This is a genomic window from Pseudomonas sp. HS-18 (assembly GCF_020401845.1).
In the GTDB taxonomy this organism is placed as follows: domain Bacteria; phylum Pseudomonadota; class Gammaproteobacteria; order Pseudomonadales; family Pseudomonadaceae; genus Pseudomonas; species Pseudomonas nitroreducens.
Window position 1 is genome coordinate 3,679,179 of sequence record NZ_CP084413.1, and the last position, 16,579, is coordinate 3,695,757.

The 16,579-nt window shown below is 66.8% G+C and carries 16 protein-coding genes and 1 riboswitch; of the genes, 14 read left to right on the forward strand and 2 right to left on the reverse strand.

What is annotated here, in order from left to right:
- Nucleotides 1-228: 228 nt before the first annotated feature.
- On the forward strand, nucleotides 229-585 hold the full coding sequence (gene queD / locus LDJ84_RS17170) for a 6-carboxytetrahydropterin synthase QueD (RefSeq protein WP_089285886.1): 357 nt from the start codon (nucleotides 229-231) through the stop codon (nucleotides 583-585).
- Between the two features lie 60 nt (nucleotides 586-645).
- Here the strand turns inward: queD and LDJ84_RS17175 are convergent, their stop codons facing one another.
- Nucleotides 646-3,006: a DNA polymerase II gene (locus LDJ84_RS17175; protein WP_226045098.1), complete on the reverse strand. Its 2,361-nt coding sequence runs from the start codon at nucleotides 3,004-3,006 to the stop codon at nucleotides 646-648.
- Nucleotides 3,007-3,157: 151 nt separating this feature from the next.
- On the opposite strand from LDJ84_RS17175, the gene LDJ84_RS17180 reads away from it, so the two are divergent.
- Together LDJ84_RS17180 and LDJ84_RS17185 are read left to right on the forward strand one after the other, a co-directional pair.
- Nucleotides 3,158-4,309, forward strand: coding sequence for a murein transglycosylase A (locus LDJ84_RS17180; protein WP_413247428.1), 1,152 nt, complete (start codon nucleotides 3,158-3,160; stop codon nucleotides 4,307-4,309).
- A gap of 184 nt (nucleotides 4,310-4,493) precedes the next feature.
- Nucleotides 4,494-4,733, forward strand: a complete 240-nt coding sequence (locus LDJ84_RS17185) for a hypothetical protein (RefSeq protein ID WP_024764748.1) — start codon at nucleotides 4,494-4,496, stop codon at nucleotides 4,731-4,733.
- Between the two features lie 5 nt (nucleotides 4,734-4,738).
- On the opposite strand, the gene LDJ84_RS17190 is transcribed toward LDJ84_RS17185, so the two are convergent.
- Nucleotides 4,739-5,695 carry an AraC family transcriptional regulator gene (locus tag LDJ84_RS17190; RefSeq protein ID WP_024764747.1) on the reverse strand — a complete coding sequence of 319 codons (957 nt, stop codon included), beginning with the start codon at nucleotides 5,693-5,695 and terminating at the stop codon, nucleotides 4,739-4,741.
- A 190-nt stretch (nucleotides 5,696-5,885) separates the two neighbouring features.
- Here LDJ84_RS17190 and LDJ84_RS17195 point away from each other — a divergent pair, with 190 nt between their 5' ends.
- The 11 genes from LDJ84_RS17195 (at nucleotide 5,886) to LDJ84_RS17245 (ending at nucleotide 16,569) form a co-directional block, all read left to right on the forward strand.
- Nucleotides 5,886-6,797, forward strand: coding sequence for a bile acid:sodium symporter family protein (locus LDJ84_RS17195; protein WP_084359693.1), 912 nt, complete (start codon nucleotides 5,886-5,888; stop codon nucleotides 6,795-6,797).
- Nucleotides 6,794-7,537 (forward strand): sulfite exporter TauE/SafE family protein, encoded by a 744-nt coding sequence (locus tag LDJ84_RS17200; RefSeq protein ID WP_226045099.1) that lies wholly within the window; start codon nucleotides 6,794-6,796, stop codon nucleotides 7,535-7,537. Before LDJ84_RS17195 ends, LDJ84_RS17200 begins: the two co-directional genes overlap by 4 nt.
- Entirely contained in the window at nucleotides 7,534-9,327 is a 1,794-nt protein-coding gene (locus LDJ84_RS17205) for an N-acyl-D-amino-acid deacylase family protein (RefSeq protein WP_226045100.1), read from the forward strand. Before LDJ84_RS17200 ends, LDJ84_RS17205 begins: the two co-directional genes overlap by 4 nt.
- Before the next feature lie 192 nt (nucleotides 9,328-9,519).
- Nucleotides 9,520-9,660 (forward strand): hypothetical protein, encoded by a 141-nt coding sequence (locus LDJ84_RS17210; RefSeq protein WP_226045101.1) that lies wholly within the window; start codon nucleotides 9,520-9,522, stop codon nucleotides 9,658-9,660.
- Nucleotides 9,661-9,784: 124 nt separating this feature from the next.
- A complete protein-coding gene (locus LDJ84_RS17215; protein WP_024764743.1) occupies nucleotides 9,785-10,954 on the forward strand; it encodes an MFS transporter in 1,170 nt (389 codons plus the stop codon).
- A gap of 223 nt (nucleotides 10,955-11,177) precedes the next feature.
- Nucleotides 11,178-11,280, forward strand: a riboswitch (guanidine-I (ykkC/yxkD leader).
- 44 nt (nucleotides 11,281-11,324) lie between these two features.
- Nucleotides 11,325-12,332: an ABC transporter substrate-binding protein gene (locus LDJ84_RS17220; protein WP_226045102.1), complete on the forward strand. Its 1,008-nt coding sequence runs from the start codon at nucleotides 11,325-11,327 to the stop codon at nucleotides 12,330-12,332.
- Between the two features lie 53 nt (nucleotides 12,333-12,385).
- Entirely contained in the window at nucleotides 12,386-13,408 is a 1,023-nt protein-coding gene (locus tag LDJ84_RS17225) for a fatty acid desaturase family protein (RefSeq protein ID WP_226045103.1), read from the forward strand.
- A gap of 2 nt (nucleotides 13,409-13,410) precedes the next feature.
- Nucleotides 13,411-14,184 carry an SDR family NAD(P)-dependent oxidoreductase gene (locus LDJ84_RS17230; RefSeq protein ID WP_226045104.1) on the forward strand — a complete coding sequence of 258 codons (774 nt, stop codon included), beginning with the start codon at nucleotides 13,411-13,413 and terminating at the stop codon, nucleotides 14,182-14,184.
- Nucleotides 14,184-14,933, forward strand: coding sequence for an SDR family NAD(P)-dependent oxidoreductase (locus tag LDJ84_RS17235; protein ID WP_024764740.1), 750 nt, complete (start codon nucleotides 14,184-14,186; stop codon nucleotides 14,931-14,933). Before LDJ84_RS17230 ends, LDJ84_RS17235 begins: the two co-directional genes overlap by 1 nt.
- Nucleotides 14,933-15,808 (forward strand): DMT family transporter, encoded by an 876-nt coding sequence (locus tag LDJ84_RS17240; protein WP_226045105.1) that lies wholly within the window; start codon nucleotides 14,933-14,935, stop codon nucleotides 15,806-15,808. The genes LDJ84_RS17235 and LDJ84_RS17240 overlap by 1 nt, the downstream gene beginning before the upstream one ends.
- Complete coding sequence (locus LDJ84_RS17245; RefSeq protein WP_024764738.1) at nucleotides 15,805-16,569, forward strand: creatininase; 765 nt, start codon at nucleotides 15,805-15,807, stop codon at nucleotides 16,567-16,569. Before LDJ84_RS17240 ends, LDJ84_RS17245 begins: the two co-directional genes overlap by 4 nt.
- Nucleotides 16,570-16,579 lie beyond the last annotated feature (10 nt).

The window sequence follows — 16,579 nt, forward strand, 5'->3', positions numbered from 1 at the left end:
GCTATTGCTGGTGCCGTAGGAACAAAGGAAAAACCGCGAGGCAGCAGGCTGGACAGCGCTTCTCCGTCGCATGGACCAGCAGATGCTGAGCTCAATCTCGAATACCGGATCCTGGGGCTGAAAATCGGATGAACCGCTGGCAGGGCCGGCGGCACGATGGTGATAGACTACGCAGCCATTTTCCGGCCGGCCCGCTCTCGGGCCGGCATTCGTCACAGAGTGCACCACGTGGAATTGTTCAAAGAATTCACCTTCGAATCCGCCCACCGCCTGCCCCACGTTCCCGCCGGGCATCAGTGCGGCCGCCTGCATGGCCACTCCTTCCGAGCCGCCATCTACATCGAGGGCGAGGTCGATCCGCATACCGGCTGGATTCGTGATTTCGCCGAGATCAAGCAGATCTTCAAGCCGATCTACGATCAGCTCGACCACAACTACCTGAACGACATCCCCGGCCTGGACAACCCCACCAGCGAAAATCTCTGCCGCTGGATCTGGCAACAGCTCAAGCCGCTGCTGCCAGAGCTGTCCAAGGTGCGCGTGCACGAGACCTGCACCAGCGGTTGCGAATATCGCGGCGACTGATCCGCCCGAAGCCATGAACAAGGCCGGCAATCGCCGGCCTTGTTCATATCAGCCCGGGACTCAGAACAGGCCCATCTGCTTGTCGATCAACGCGCCGAAGTCATCGTCCACGAACGGCAGGATGGCGTCGGCGATCGGCTGCAGCTGGCGGCTGACGTAGTGGTCGTAGTCGATGGGCGAGCTGAGCGTTTCCAGCGGCTCCGGGCCGTTGACGGTGATGACGTAGCTGATCCAGCCACCGCGCTGGTACTGCCGCGGCCGACCCTGGCGCTCGTTGTAGTCGTCGGCGATACGCGCCGCGCGCACGTGAGGCGGCACGTTACGTTCGTAGTCACCGAGCTGGCGGCGCAGGCGCTTGCGGAAAATCAGCAGCTCGTCCTGCTCGCCGGCGAGGGTACGGTTCACGTAGTCGCGCACGTAATCGCGATACGGCTGACGCTGGAAGATGCGCAGGTAGAGTTCCTGCTGAAACTGCTGGGCCAGCGGCGACCAGTCGGTGCGCACGGTTTCCAGGCCCTTGAAGACCATTTCGTCGCTGCCGTCCTCACGCCGTACCAGGCCGGCATAGCGCTTCTTGCTGCCCTCTTCCGCGCCACGGATGGTCGGCATCAGGAAGCGTCGGAAGTGCCGCTCGAACTGGATCTCCAGCGCGCACTCCAGGCCATATTCCTCGCGCAGGTGCTGCGCCCACCACTGGTTGACGTGGTGTACCAGATCGCGCCCGATCCGTGCTGCCTCTTCTTCGCCATGGGCACGGCCAAGCCAGACGAAGGTGGAGTCTGTGTCGCCATATATCACCCGATGCCCCTGCCCTTCGATCAGCTCGCGGGTGCGACGCATGATTTCGTGGCCACGCATGGTGATCGATGATGCCAGGCGTGGGTCGAAGAAGCGGCAGCCGCTGGAACCGAGCACGCCGTAGAAGGCGTTCATGATGATCTTCAACGCCTGGGACAGCGGCGCGTTGCCGTCGCGCTTGGCGGCGTCGCGGCCCTGCCAGACGCGCTCGACGATGGCCGGCAGGCAATGCTGCGTGCGCGAAAAGCGTCCGCCGCGGAAGCCGGGGATCGATGCCTCGTCGGACGGGTCGCTCAGCCCTTCGACCAGCCCGACGGGGTCAATCAGGAAGGTGCGGATGATCGACGGATACAGGCTCTTGTAATCCAGCACCAGCACCGATTCGTAGAGCCCCGGCCGCGAATCCATGACGAATCCGCCGGGGCTCGCTTCCGGCGCCTTGCCACCGAGATTCGGCGCGACGTAGCCCAGCCGGTGCATTGGCGGCAGGTACAGGTGGGTGAAAGCTGCCACCGAGCCGCCACTGCGGTCGGCCGGCAGCCCGGTGACACTGGCGCGTTCCAGCAGGAAGTCGAGGATGCGGGTCTTCTCGAAGATGCGCGTGACCAGCTCGCAGTCCTTGAGATTGTATTTCGCCAGCGCCGGCTTGTCTTCGGCGAAACGGCGGTCGATCTCGGCCATGCGGTCGTAGGGGTTGTCGATGGCCTTGCCCTCGCCCAGCAGAGTCTGCGAGACGCTTTCCAGGCTGAACGAGGAGAAACTCCAGAACGCCGAGCGCAACGCCTCGATGCCGTCGATGATCAGCCGCCCGGCCGCCGCGGCAAAGAAGTGATTGGACGAGGCATGCTGCCGCCAGCCCATCTCGTCGCCGCCACGCCCCAGGCGCAGCGGGACCTCCAGGCGCTTGGCATGCTCCTGCAGGACGCGCAGGTCGAACTGCACCAGGTTCCAGCCGATGATCGCGTCGGGATCGTGCTCGGCCAGCCACTGGTTCAGACGCTCCAGCAACTGCGCGCGGCTCTCGCAGTATTCCAGCTCAAAATCGCGTTCGCCGTCGATGCCATTGGCGGGGCCGAGCATGTACACCTGGCGCCGGCCGCAGCCCTCCAGGGCAATGGAATAGAGGTCGCCACGGATGTTGGTCTCGATGTCCAGCGAGGCCAGCTTAAGCCTTGGCCGATAATCCGGCGCGGGCCGCAGTTGCGCCGTGAGGATACTGCCGCCCTCGCCTGGCTCGCCCTGGAAGATCACCGGAGCGGTGATGAAGCGTTCCATGAGGTAGCGTTCGGGTGGGCGAATGTCTGCCTCGAATACTTCGACGCCCGCTTCGCGCAGCTTTTTCTCGAGGTTCATCAACTGGCGGTGCTGCTGGCAGTACAAGCCCAGCACCGGACGCTGCTGGAAGTCACGCAGGCCCAGCGGGCGCAGTTCGGCACCACGCTCGCCGGCCAGCAGTTTCTCGGCACGGGCGCGCTGCTCGGCCGGCACGAAGGCCACCGAGGTCTGCGGCGGCAGCAGCACATGCCGGGGCCCTTCATCGGTGGCCAGCCAGAAGCCCACCTCGGTGCCTTCGGGCGTATCCCGCCAATGTCGGGTCAGGACGAAACCCTGCCTTGCCTCCACGCTCTAACCACCCGTCTGTCGAATCAGAACGCCATTCTACCGGTCCGCCCGCGGATTCGTTGCAAGGCGTGTAAATCCGACCGATGCGTTTGACGCACGCCCCGCGTCTGCCCAAGCTAGCGGGCTTTCGTTTGCCTGCCAGGACTCGCCCGTGACCGATTCGTCCCGCCACTGGACCCGCCCTCTCCTCGCCACCCTGTGTTTCGCCACCCTGCTTTCAGGCTGCGGCCTGTTCGGCAAAAAGCCCGAAGAAGCCCAGGCACCCACCTATTCCAAGGTCGCCTGGTCGGACCTGCCCCAGACCGCCGACAGCGACGTACTGCAAGGTTTCAGCGCCTGGCGCTCGGCCTGCGCGGTACGCCTGAAAAAGGATGACATCTGGGCCGCGACCTGCGCCGAAGCGGCGAATGTGCCAGCTTCCGCCCCGGCGATCCGCCAGTTCATGCAGGCCCAGTTGCAGCCCTACCAGCTGCGTTCCGGCGAAGGCAGCAGGAACGGCCTGATCACCGGCTACTACGAGCCCGTCTACCGTGGCAGCCAGCAGCGCGACGCCACGCACACCGTACCGGTCTATGGCGTGCCGAAAGACCTGATCACCGTCGCGCTGGACAGCGTCTACCCGGAGCTGAAGGGCAAGCGCCTGCGCGGCAAGCTCGAAGGCAACACCCTGGTACCTTACGCTGACGCCGCCGGTATCCGCCGCGATGGGGTCAATGCGCCCGTGCTGGCCTGGCTGCCCGACCCGATGGACCTGCAGTTCCTGCAGATCCAGGGCTCCGGCCGTGTGCAGCTGGCCTCCGGTCACCAACTGCGTCTGGGCTACGCCGAGCAGAATGGCCGCCCGTACAAGCCGGTGGGCCGCTGGCTGGTGGAACAGGGCGAGCTGAGCAAGGAAGAAGTCAGTATGGCGCGCATCCGCGACTGGGCTCGCGCGCACCCGCAGCGCGTCGACGAACTGCTGGCGAGCAACCCCAGCTATGTGTTCTTCAGCCAGCGCCCGGACAGCAACGAAGGCCCGCGAGGCTCGCTGAACGTGCCGCTGACGCCCGGCTACAGCGTGGCCATCGATCGCAAGGTGATCCCGTTGGGGAGCCTGATGTGGCTCTCCACCACCCGCCCGGATGGTGCGCCGGTGGTGCGCCCGGTCGCAGCGCAGGACACCGGCGGCGCCATCGTCGGCGAAGTGCGCGCGGACCTGTTCTGGGGCACTGGCGATGCCGCCGGGGAGCTCGCCGGGCACATGAAGCAGGACGGCCAGTTGTGGCTGCTCTGGCCAAAGGACAAGTCACTGCCGGGCGCCTGAGCGAAACGGCGTGTAACGTCGAACCCTGTACGCCCTAAGAGCCTGGAATTTTCAGACAGAGGAAATTCCTACTCATCCTACAGAGCTCCCTGAGTTCCCGACATCACCGCCAACCGGACAATGGTCGGCGAATCCAGGCACTCCCCTGGCTTCGCCGATCCTCAACCCGATCGCGGTGACCGCCATGAAGAAAAGCCAGCCTCCCCTCCATTCCCAGCGCCAGCACCGTGGCTGGCCGCTGGACTACGACGTCCTCTGCTGGATAGGCGCTATCGCCCTGGTCTTGCTGTTCTTCGGCGTTGACCAGTTCTTCGTGTCGAAGCTGCCCGGCACCGGTGCCATCGAACACCCGCGCAGCATTCCCCAACGCGTCGACCTGCCCGCCGCCCATGCGCTGGCGTCGCTAGACCGCGACCGCCAATAGGTGGCTCAGTTGCCCTGACGGAATTGCCCCGGCGTCATCCCGCTCCAGCGGCGGAAAGCCTTGGCGAAAGCGCTCTCGTCGGAGAACCCCAGGCGCTCGGCCACCTCGCCCAGTCGCGAGGACTCGCGCAGCAGTTGTTCGGCCATGCCATGCAACACCTGTTCGCGCAGCAGCTTGAAGCTGGTGCCTTCCTCCGCCAGTTTGCGGTTGAGGTGGCGTCCGCTGAGCTCCAGTTGCTCGGCGACCTTCTCCTTGCCCCAGCGTGGGTTCTGCCGCAGCAGCTGCTGCACGCGCGCGGCCAGGCTCTGCGCTCCCAGACGTTCGAGCTGGGCGTCGGCCAGCGCCCGCAGGTGCTCGCGCATCAGGGCGTTGGCCTGGATCAGCGGCACGTCGAGATCAGCCACGGCAAAGCTCAGGGCATTCTCGGCACCCTCGAAGATAACCGGGCATCCCAGCACCTCGACATACCGCGTCGGCTCGCCCCGGGCGGCATGGCTGAGGATCAGTCGCTGCGGATTGACACGATCGCCGGTGATCCAGCGAGTCAGGTGCACCAGGCTGGCCAGGGCGGCCTCCACACGCTCCTCGCGGCGCACGGCGTAGCTCGGCCGATAGACCAGGCGTACCTGCGTTGCATCCTGCTCACGCTGGAACTCGCTGCCCTCGGCGATGATCGGGTAATACTCCAGCAAGGCGTCCAGCGCCTCGCCATAGTGGTCACAGCTCATCAGCAGCGCACCGACCATGTCCAGGTGCCCCACTTGCAGCGCACTGCCCAGGCGCAGGCCCAGCAACGGATCGCCCGAAGCGGCACAAATGGCCTCCCAGAAAGCGTCCTGGCGCTGCAACGGAATGCGCGGCTCCAGGCTGGCCGCCTGCAGATCGGCAGGCACCGGCAGCCCCAGGCGCTCGGCGGCCTGCAGGATGCCCTGGGCGTAATGGACAGTAATGGTGTGCGGCATGGTCTCGAATTAACCGGTAAAGGTCCCGATTGAGCCGTTACCGGGCGGTAACGCTGCCCTATGCTTGCCAATTACAACGATAAATACAAACAAGAGTCGCCTTGCATGCCCAATCCCACCGGAGCCGCGCCCGTGCCGCCGGCTGCAGTCCATTCGCCAGTCCCCGCCCTCCCTCTGTGGGAGAACGGCGATGCCTGAAGTCCATCTCGAGTTCTCCGGCGGTTCGATGATCGCCTTGAACGCGATCATCGCCCTGATGATGTTCGGCGTTTCACTGGAACTGCGCCGCGACGATTTCGCCCGCATCCTGCGCCAGCCCAAGGCGCCGGTGATCGGCATGCTGGTGCAGTTCCTGCTGCTGCCGGCCGCCACCTGCCTGCTGACCATCGCCCTGCCCATCGACCCGGAACTGGCGCTGGGAATGATCCTGGTCGCCACCTGCCCCAGTGGCACCTTCTCCAACATCATGACCTGGATGGCGCGGGGCAACGTCGCCGTGTCGGCCAGCGTCACGGCGGTTTCCGGCCTCAGCGCGGGTATCTTCACACCGCTGAACTTCGCCCTGTATGCCGGCATCAACCCGGCCACCCGCGACCGCCTCACGCAGATCCACATCGACCCGCTGGAACTGGTCGGTGTGGTGCTATTGGTGCTGATCCTGCCGATGCTGCTGGGCATGGCCCTGGGCAAGCACAAGCCACAGCTCGCGCGGCGCCTGGAGAAGCCCATGCGACAGTTGTCGCTGCTGGTGATGCTGGGCTTCGTCGGCATGGCCTTCGCCAAGAACTTCCAGCAGTTCATGGCCTACTTCCACCTGTTCTTCTGGCTCGTCCTGCTGCTCAACGGCACTGCGCTGCTCCTGGGCTATAGCTGCGCGCGGCTGTGGAAGCTGCCGGACGCCGACGTGCGCGCCGTCACCCTGGAGAGCGGCATCCACAATTCGGCGCTGGGCATGGCGCTGATCCTCACCTTCTTCCCGCAGGCCGGCGGCATGCTGCTGATCGCCGCGTTCTGGGGCTGCTGGCAGTTGTTTTCCGGGTTGCTACTGGCGCAATGGTGGGCGCGCCGCGAACCACGAGGCACCGCGGTGAGCGCGTCATGAACGCTCCGGCCATCGCCCTTGGCGGTTTCATCCTACTGGCTTACACACTGGAAGCCATCACCGGCTTCGGCAGCGTGGTGATCGCCCTGTCCCTCGGTGCGCTGCTGATGCCCATCGAAACGCTGCTGCCGATCCTGGTGCCGCTGAACATCGGCATGACCGGCTACCTGTGCTGGTGTCACCGGCGTCTGATCGATACCCGCCTGCTGCTGCGTACCGTGTTGCCGGGCATGCTGGTGGGCATGGTGATCGGCTACCTGTTGCTGCCGCACCTGGACCCACAACCGCTCAAGCGCGGCCTGGGCGTGCTGATCCTCTGGTTCGCCGGCCGCGAACTGTGGCGCCTGCGCGCCAGTGCACCGGCACGCGGCCACACACCGAGCTGGGTGGTACGCCTGGCGACCGGGACCGCCGGTGTCTGCCACGGCCTGTTCGCATCGGGTGGGCCCTTGCTGGTCTACGCACTGGCCACCCGACCGCTGGATAAAACTCGTCTGCGCGCCACCCTGGTCTGCGTCTGGTTCACCCTCAACGGCCTGCTGACCCTGGCGTTCCTCCTCGATGGCCGACTGCGCCCGGCGCTGCCGCAGGTGCTCGCCTACGCACCCTTGCTGCTGCTCGGCGTGTGGCTCGGTGAACGCCTACACCAGCGCTTCGAGGAACACCATTTCCGTCTCGCCATCCACTGCCTGCTGCTGGTCAGCGGCATCCTGCTGCTGTCGCCCTGGAGTCTCCTGTGAGCTACGACATCATCATCAAGAACGGCTTCTACTTCGACGGCAGCGACGCCCCCGGCAGCCTGCGCCACGTCGGCATCAAGGATGGGCGCATCGACACCCTGAGCGTCAGCCCGCTCGACGAAGGCGGCTGCCCAGAGGTCATCGACGCCAGCGGCCGCTGGGTCACCCCAGGCTTCCTGGAAATCCACTCGCACTACGACGCCGAAGCCATCGCCGCCCCGGCGCTGAAGGAGTCGGTACGCCACGGTGTGACCACCGTCTCCGTTGGTTCCTGCTCCATCAGCATGGTGCTGGGCGAGGCCGAGGACTGTTCCGACCTGTTCACCCGCGTCGAGGCCGTGCCGCGCGAGCAGGTGCTGCCGATCCTGCGTGACAAGCGCACCTGGAAGGACGCCAAGGGCTATCGCGCCTTCTACGACCAGCAACCACTGGGACCGAACCTCTGCTCCTTCCTCGGCCACTCCGAGCTGCGCGTGACAGTCATGGGGCTTGAGCGCGCCATCAGCGGCGCCAAGCCCACCGAAGCCGAGCTGCAACGCATGGAAGAGCTGCTGGAGCAGGCTCTGGATGCCGGCTGTTTCGGCCTGTCGGTGATGACCACGCGCCTGGACAAGATGGACGGCGACCGCGCCTGGTCCAGCCCGCTGCCCTCCACTTTCGCCAGTTGGAAGGAATTCTCCCGCCTGTTCGCCGTGCTGCGCCGGCGCAACGCGCTGATGCAGGGCGCGCCCAACGCGGTCACCAAGATCAACGTGTTCGCCTTCCTCTACCAAGCCCACGGCTGGTTCCGCCGGCCGCTGAAGTGCTCGATGCTCACCGCGCTGGACCTCAAGTCCCAACCCTTCATGCACCGTATCACCCGTGCCTCCGGCTGGGTCGCCAACCGCCTGCTGCGCGGCCGCTATCGCTGGCAGACCCTGCCAGCGCCCTTCGTGGTGCGCATCGAGGGGCTGAACATGAACGGCTTCGAGGAGTTCGGCGCCGGCGAAGTGCTGCGCGACATCAAGGACCCGGAGGAGCTCTACACGCGCATCCAGGACCCGGCCTTCCGCGAGCGCTTCAAGAAGGACATCAAGGCCACCCTCAGCCTCGGCTTGTGGCACCGCAATCTCTCCGACTGCTGGGTGCGCGAGTGCCCGGACGCCTCGATGGTCGGGCGCAATTTCGAGGACATCGGCCGCGAGCGCGGTCTGGACCCGGTGGATGCCTTCTTCGAGCTGGCCGGCCAATACCGCAACGAACTCAAATGGACCACCTGCTACGGCAACCACCGCCCCGAGATCATGGGCAAGCTGCTGGCCAGCCCGTGGACCCAGCCGGGCTTCGCCGACTCCGGCGCGCACCTGGCCTCCCATGCGCAGTACAACTTCCCGCTGCGCATGCTCAAGTATGTGCGCGACGCCGAGCTGGCCGGGCAGAGCTTCATGGATACCGGCCGCGCGGTGCACCGCCTGACCGGCGAGCTGGCGGACTTCGCCGGGATCGATGCCGGTTACATCCGCGTTGGCGACCGTGCCGACCTGGTGGTAGTCAACCCGGCCGGGCTGACCGACGAGCTGGATGACGTCTGCGAGGCACCGATGGAGGTCATCGGGCTGACGCGGCTGGTGAAGCGCAACGACGATGCGGTGGACGCCACCCTGATCAATGGCCGCGTGGCGTATCGGCGTGAAGGCGGCTTCCCCGAGGCGTTGGGCAAGGAGCGCGTGTTCGGCACCTTCCTGCCGGGGCGCGACGTGCTGAGCCGGCCGCAGGAGGTGTCGGCAGGCAGCCCGGTTTACGGTCGGTAAGATCAGTGTCGCTGGTGGTTCGCGAGCAAGCTCGCTCCTACACGGAGCGCGTGCTCTTCGTAGGAGCGAGCTTGCTCGCGAACCCGATTGACGCCAGCCACACCGAATAACCGCGCAGCGGGCCGAGATTGACGCTCTGACGCGCACTCACTAGAGTGCGCGTTTTCCTACATCCTACGCTGCACCCGTATCATGACCCCGCTCTGCCGCTTCGCCGACTCCTCGCTCGCCCTCCTCCGGGAGCCTCCGCGCGTGCGCAAGGTCGATGCCGTGCTGAACCTGCGTCGCAGCGTCCTCTTCGCCTTCACCTTCTCCCCGCCTACCGGCCACTGAGCCGGATACCGCGCGCCCTCGCGCCGGTCATTCCGCCTTTCGAATCCGCCCACCGGCGAATCCCGGCGGGCTCGTTTGCATGTGCAGCCCTGCCGCTGGAGCGGCAGGGCAAGAGAAGGTTTCCATGAACACCCCGACCACCCTCAACAAGCCGCTGCTCGCGGTGCTGCTGTTCGCCGTTTCCATCGTCGGCCTGAGCCTGGGTGCCACCCTGCCGCTGGTGGCGCTGCGTCTGCTGGATAACGGCGCCAGCGCCCTGCAGATCGGCATTCTCTCCGCCGTACCCGCCGCCGGCATGATCCTCGCCGCCACCCTGGTCGACCGTGCCTGCCAGCTGATGAGCCGGCGCCGTCTTTATCTACTGTGCTTCGTGCTGTGCACCGCCAGCACCGTCGCCATCGAATTCAGCAGTCATTCCCTGTGGCTGCTGGCCGCCGCGCGCCTGGCGCTGGGGATCGGCATGGGCATCGCGATCATCCTCGGCGAGGCCTGGGTCAACGAGCTGTGCGGCGAGCACAACCGCGGCACCATCGTGGCGCTGTACGCGACCAGCTTCACCGCCTTCCAGTTGCTCGGCCCGACCCTGGTGGCGCTGCTCGGCGCGCAGACGCCCTGGGTCGTGCTGCTGGTCAGCGCCGGGCACCTGATTGCATTGGCCACCGTGGCGCTCGCCATGCCCGAGGACGGTATCCACGAGCACGTCGAGGAGCCGCGCAGCTTCTCCCTCGCCGGCTTCCTGCGGGTGGCACCGGCGCTGTGCATGGGCGTGCTGTTCTTCTCCTTCTTCGACAGCGTGGTGTTGTCGCTCTTCCCCGTGTACGCCTCCAGCCACGGCTACGCGGTGGGCATTGCCGCCTTCATGGCGACGGTGATCCTGCTGGGCGACATGCTCTTCCAGATGCCGCTGGGCTGGCTCTCCGACCGCCTCGACCGCTCCAGCCTGCACCTGCTGTGCGGCGTGGCGGCCATGCTGATCGGCCTCGCCCTGCCCTGGCTGATCGGCCAGCCGGCGCTGCTATGGCCGGCGCTGATGGTGCTCGGCGCGGTGGCCGGTGGCGTCTACACCCTGGCGCTGGTGCTGATCGGCCAGCGCTTCCGCGGCCGCGACCTGGTTACCGCCAACGCCGCCGCCGGCATGCTCTGGGGCGTCGGCAGCCTGCTCGGCCCCCTGCTCAGCGGCAGCCTGATGGACCTCGGCCCGCAAGGCGTGCCGGTGGCACTGGCGCTGGCCGCCGGCCTGTTCGTCGCCACCGCGGCCGCCTCGCTGCGCCGCGCCACCATGCGCACCGCCTGATGCCTCAATAGAAGGCAAGGCGCATCGACTTGGTGCCAGCGTGATCAGGGCTGGCACCTGCCTGCCACTGGGGATTTCAGCTAAGCAATTGAAATCCCCAGTGGTTTTTCCGCTTCACGAAAACTGGCATTTCAATTGCTCAGTCCCCTGCAACGGGATGCATCGCCCACGGCAAGGTAGCCACCGGGTGAGCGAACGCAGCAAGGCACACACTGGAGTTGCACCACAGGCGAACTAGGGTTCCGGTCTCCGTGAGGGGATGTCTGGTCCGAGAGTTTTCCGGCCCTAGGGACAGGGCTACACGGCGGGAGAAAAGCCCGGGAGACGTGATGTCATCCCGTGCCGATTTCCAACCGTTAGGAGCAATGCCATGACCATGCCGCTTTCCCTGCGTTCCCTGCGCAAGACCCTGCTCGGTGCCTGTCTGGTTGCTGCCGCCGGGGTCGTGCCGCTGACTCTGCAAGCCGCCGAGAAGCTCAAGATCGGCACCGTCGTCTGGGCCGGCTACGCGCCCTTCTACGTCGCCGACAAGCTCGACCTCTACAAGCCCCACGGCCTCAAGGTGGAGCTGCAGTTCTTCAACGACCCCGCCCTGATCCCCACCGCCATGACCGGCGGCGCGCTGGATGGCGGCATGCTCACCTACGACCAGGTGGTCGGCGGCGTCGCCAAGGGCCAACCGTACCGCGTGGTGATGCCCATCGACTTCTCCAACGGCGGCGACGCCATCGTCGCGGACAAGTCGATCAAGTCGGTCGCCGACTTCAAGGGCAAGAAGATCGGCTTCAACCCGCTGTCGCCATCCGACTTCCTGCTCGCCTACGCGCTCAAGAGCCACGGCCTGAGCGACAAGGACGTCAGCCCGGTGAACATGACGCCCGAAGGCATCCCCGGCGCCATGGCCTCGGGCAGCCTGCCGGTGGGCGTGACCTACGAACCCAATGTCTCGCAGATCCTCGGCATGCCGGGCGGCAAGTTCCACGTCGTGTATTCATCGAAGGACGCGCCGGGCCTGATCACCGACGTGCTGGTGTTCAACCAGGCGGTCATCGGCAAACGCCAGAAAGCGATCAGCGCGATGATCCAGGGCTACGCCGACGGCCTGGCCTACATGAAGGCGCACCCGGACGAATCCGCCGAAATCATCGGCAAGGTGCTGGGCGTCAGCGCCGCCGAGGCCAAGGAACAGATGGCCGGGGTCTACAACATCCCGCTGGCGGAGATGGGCAAGAACTTCGAGAAGTCCGACGCCACCAGCTCCTTCTTCGGCAGCGGCGCGGTGATCGCCCAACTGCTCAAGGACAACAGCCAGATCCCGGCGATCCCCGACCTCGCCCAGACCTTCGACGCGCAATTCGTCCAGGCCCTCGCCCAGTAAGGCACCCACCCGACGCTCTCGCCGGGACGGCGGGAGCGCTCACGGAGGTATCCATGTCCGCGTCCCTGTACCGCTACGCCGATGGCCGGCTGCCCAACAGCCTGGCACTGGCCTATGCCTTTGGCGGCTATGCCGCCGGCTTCGCCCTGCTGTTCGCCGATAGCTGGCTGCTCAACGCCGCCGGCACCCTGTTGCTGGGCCACGCGATGATCGTCGCGGCCTACCTGATCCACGAATTCGCCCACGGCACCATCTTCGCCAAGCCGGAGCACAACACCTGGGCCGGCGAGGCCTGCAGCTGGCTCTGCGGCAGTTGCTATGCCGGGTTCCAGGACCTGCGCCGCAAGCACATGCGCCACCACGTCGACCGCGCCGACGTGATCACCTTCGACACCAAGGCCTTCCTCGCCCGCTGCCCGCGCTGGGCGCGCCGCCTGGTACTGGCCGCGGAATGGGCCTACGTGCCGGCGGTGGAGCTGATCATGCATTACTACGTGATCCTGCTGCCCTTCATCACCGACAACCCGCGCCATCGCGCCAACCGCCGCCGGGTGGCGCTGACCCTGCTGGTACGCGGCACACTGTTCGCGCTGATGGCGGCGGTTTCGCTGAAGGCACTGGTGCTGTACTTCGTCGCCTGGACGCTGATGATCATCGTGCTGCGCTTCACCGACGCCTACCAGCACACCTACGACGCCTTCGCGGTACTGGAGGACGGCGGCAAGATCCCCGACGACAAGTCCCGCGACCGCACCTACGAGCAGATGAACACCTACTCCAACGTGGTCTCGGTGCGCTGGCCGGTGCTCGACCTGCTGTTGCTCAACTTCGCCTACCACAATGCCCACCACGAGAAGCCCGTGGCGCCCTGGTACCGCCTGCGCAAACTGCACCACGAGCTGTATGGCGACGGCTACGCCCAGGTCCTGCCGATGCACCTGCTGTTCAAGGGCTTCCATCGGCACCGCTTGCGCCGCGTGGTCGACGATCACTACGGCGCGGTGGCGCCCGAGGGCAAGGACCGCGCCGACGGGTTCTACGGCGCCGTGGGCGTCTCCTTCCTGACGGCGGTCTGAGCATGATCGACTACCGGGGCAAACGCGTGCTGATCACCGGTGCCGGAAGCGGGATCGGCAAGGGATTGGCGCGGGCATTCGCCGAACAAGGCGCCACGCTGGAGCTATTGGACCGTAACGCCACTGCCCTGGCGGCAGTTGTCGACGAGCTGGCAGCGCTGAGCGATGTGCGCAGCCACGCCCTGGACCTGGGCGACAGCGCGGCCATCGCTGGATTTGTCGCACTCCGCGAAGGCGCGCCGCTGGACGTGTTGATCAACAACGCCGGCATCGAGTACGCCACGCCGCTGGACGACCCGGATGGCGAAGCGGACAGCCGCTGGCAGACGCTGCTGGACAACAACGTCGCCTCGATGCTGCGCCTGACCCGCGCCCTGCTGCCGAGCCTCAAGGCGGGCAGCAGCGTGATCAACCAGGCCTCGATCTGGGGCCTGAAGGGCGTGCCGGGTTTCTCCGCCTATGTCGCCAGCAAACACGCGGTGATCGGCCTGACGCGCTCGCTGGCCTGGGAACTCGGGCCACAGCGCATCCGCGTCAACGCCGTGTGCCCCGGCTGGATTGCCACCGAGGCGGCCATGCGCTCGCTCGCGGTGATGGCCACCTCCAATGGGCGCAGCGAAACCGAGGAACTGGCGCAGATACTCGCCGCCCAGGCGGTGCCTGAGCTGCTGACGCCGGCGGACCTGGCCGGCACCTTCCTGTTCCTCGGCAGCCCGCTGGCCACCGCCCTCACCGGCCAGGCGCTGTCAGTCAGCCATGGCGAGGTCATGCACTGATGAAACCGCTCGAAGGACAGACCGCGCTGGTCACCGGCGCCACCCAGGGTATCGGCCGCGCCACGGCCCTGGCGCTGGCGGGAGCCGGGGCGACGGTATGGATCAACCACCTCGACCAACCCGAAGCCGCCACCGCGCTGGTGGCACGCATCGCCGCCTCGGGCGGAAGGGCCTACGCGGCTCAGGCAGACGTTTCCGCGCCGCAGCAGGTCGAGGACCTGTTCGCCCGCGTGCTTGCCGAGGGCGACCTGCACATCCTGGTGAACAACGCCGGGATCATCCTGGAGAAACCTTTTCTCGACACCAGCGAGGACGACTGGGCCGCGCTGCTCGGCGTCGACCTCACGGCGGTCTATCGCTGCTGCCGCCACGCCCTGGCGCACATGCAGGCGCGCGGGGATGGCTGCGTGGTCAATATCGCCTCGGAACTTGGCCAGCTCGGCCGCGAGCGTTACGCCGCCTATTGCGCGGCCAAGGCCGGGGTGATCGGCCTGACCAAGGCGCTGGCCCGCGAGTTCGCCCCGCACATCCGCATCAACGGCGTGGCGCCGGGGCCGGTGGACACGCCGATGGTCTCGGTGGAGCACATGAGCGAAGCGATGATCGCCCGCGAAACGGCGATTCCCGCCGGGCGCCTGGGCAAGCCCGAGGAAATCGCGGCGGCGGTGCTGTTCCTGGTTTCGCCTGAGGCCAGTTTCTTCCACGGACAGATACTCGGCGCCAATGGCGGTGCCTGGATGGGCGCCTGATGCGCGCGGAAATCGTCCTGCTGCTGGGCGCCGCCATCTGGGGCCTGGGCTGGATGCCCCTGGCGCACTTTGCCGGCCAGGGACTTTCGGGCATGCCGCTGGTGCTCTGTACCTATGGCCTGCTTAGCGCGCTGGCCGTGCCGCTGGTGCTGAGCCAGCGCCGGCAATGGTGGCCGCAACGCAATGCCCTGCTGGCTATCTGCATGTTCGGCGGCTGGGCCACGGCGGGGCTGGTGGCGGCGCTGTCCGAGGGCGACGTGGTGCGCGCCATGCTGCTGTTCTATCTGGCGCCGGTATGGGGTCTGATCGGCGGGCGAGTGCTGTTCGGCGAACGCCTCACCCCGCCACGCCTCGGCGCGCTACTACTGGCCATGTGCGGCATCGCGCTGACCCTGGGCGTCAGCCGCGAAACCTTCCGCCCGCTGGGCGCCAGCGACTGGCTGGCGCTCTCCGCCGGCTTTGCCTTCGCCCTGAACAACCTGGCCACCCGCGCCGCCGAGCAGGTGCCGCTGACCAGCAAGGCGGTGGTCGGCTTCATCGGCAGCGCCGTGCTGGGAGGGTTGTTCTGCTGGCTGCAAGGCACATCTCTACCGGCCGTAGACGCTCAGCAATGGCTCCAACTGGCCGCCTTCGGCCTGTTCTGGCTGGCCGCCATGGGCGCGGCGCAATACGGCTTCAGCCATCTCGAGGCGAGCCGCGCTGCGGTGCTGGTGGTGATCGAACTGCTGGTGGCGGTGCTCACTGCCGCCTGGATCGGCGAGCGCGAGCTGGGCCTGCGCGAATGGCTCGGCGGCTCGCTGGTACTGGCCGCGGCACTGATCGCCGCGCGCCCTTCACCCGAACCTTCCCCCACTCTCTGCGAGGCCGAATCATGACTGTCCGGATGGACCAGCTCAGCTGGGTCGAGTACGCGCGCCGGGTGCGCGAGCAATCCCCCGTGGTATTCCTGCCCTGCGGCGCCACCGAGCAGCACGGCCCGCACCTGCCGCTGGGCACCGACGCGCTGCTGGCCAGCGCGCTGTGCGAAGACGTTGCCCGGCAGGTCGACGGGCTGGTCGCGCCCGCGCTCTCCTATGGCTACAAGTCGCAGCCCAAGTGCGGCGGCGGCCAGCATTTCTGCGGCACCACCAGCCTCGACGGGCAGACGCTGATTGCGCTGGTGCGCGACGCCGTGCGCGAGTTCGCCCGCCACGGCGTGACCCGCCTGGTATTGGTGGACGGCCATTACGAGAACCAATGGTTCGTCACCGAAGGCATCCAGCTCGCCCTGCGCGAACTGGGGCCTTCCAGCCCGCTGGAAGTGATGCGCCTGGAGCATTGGGATTTCTGCAGCGAGACCACTCTGAATGACGTCTTCCCCGACGGCTTCCCCGGCTTCGCCCTGGAGCACGCCGCAGTGATCGAAACCTCGCTGATGCTGCACTACCTGCCCAACCTCGTGCGCCTGGACCTGATCCCCGACGACGGCCCCGCCGACTTCCCGCCCTACGACATGTACCCCAGCCGCACCGAGTGGGTGCCGCCGTCGGGCGTGCTCTCCTCGGCGCGCGGCTCCAGCGCCGACAAGGGCCTGCGCATGGCCCGCGACATCGTCGGCGGCATCGCCCAGGCCGTGCGCAAGGAGTTCCGCCTGTGAGCACCGCCCT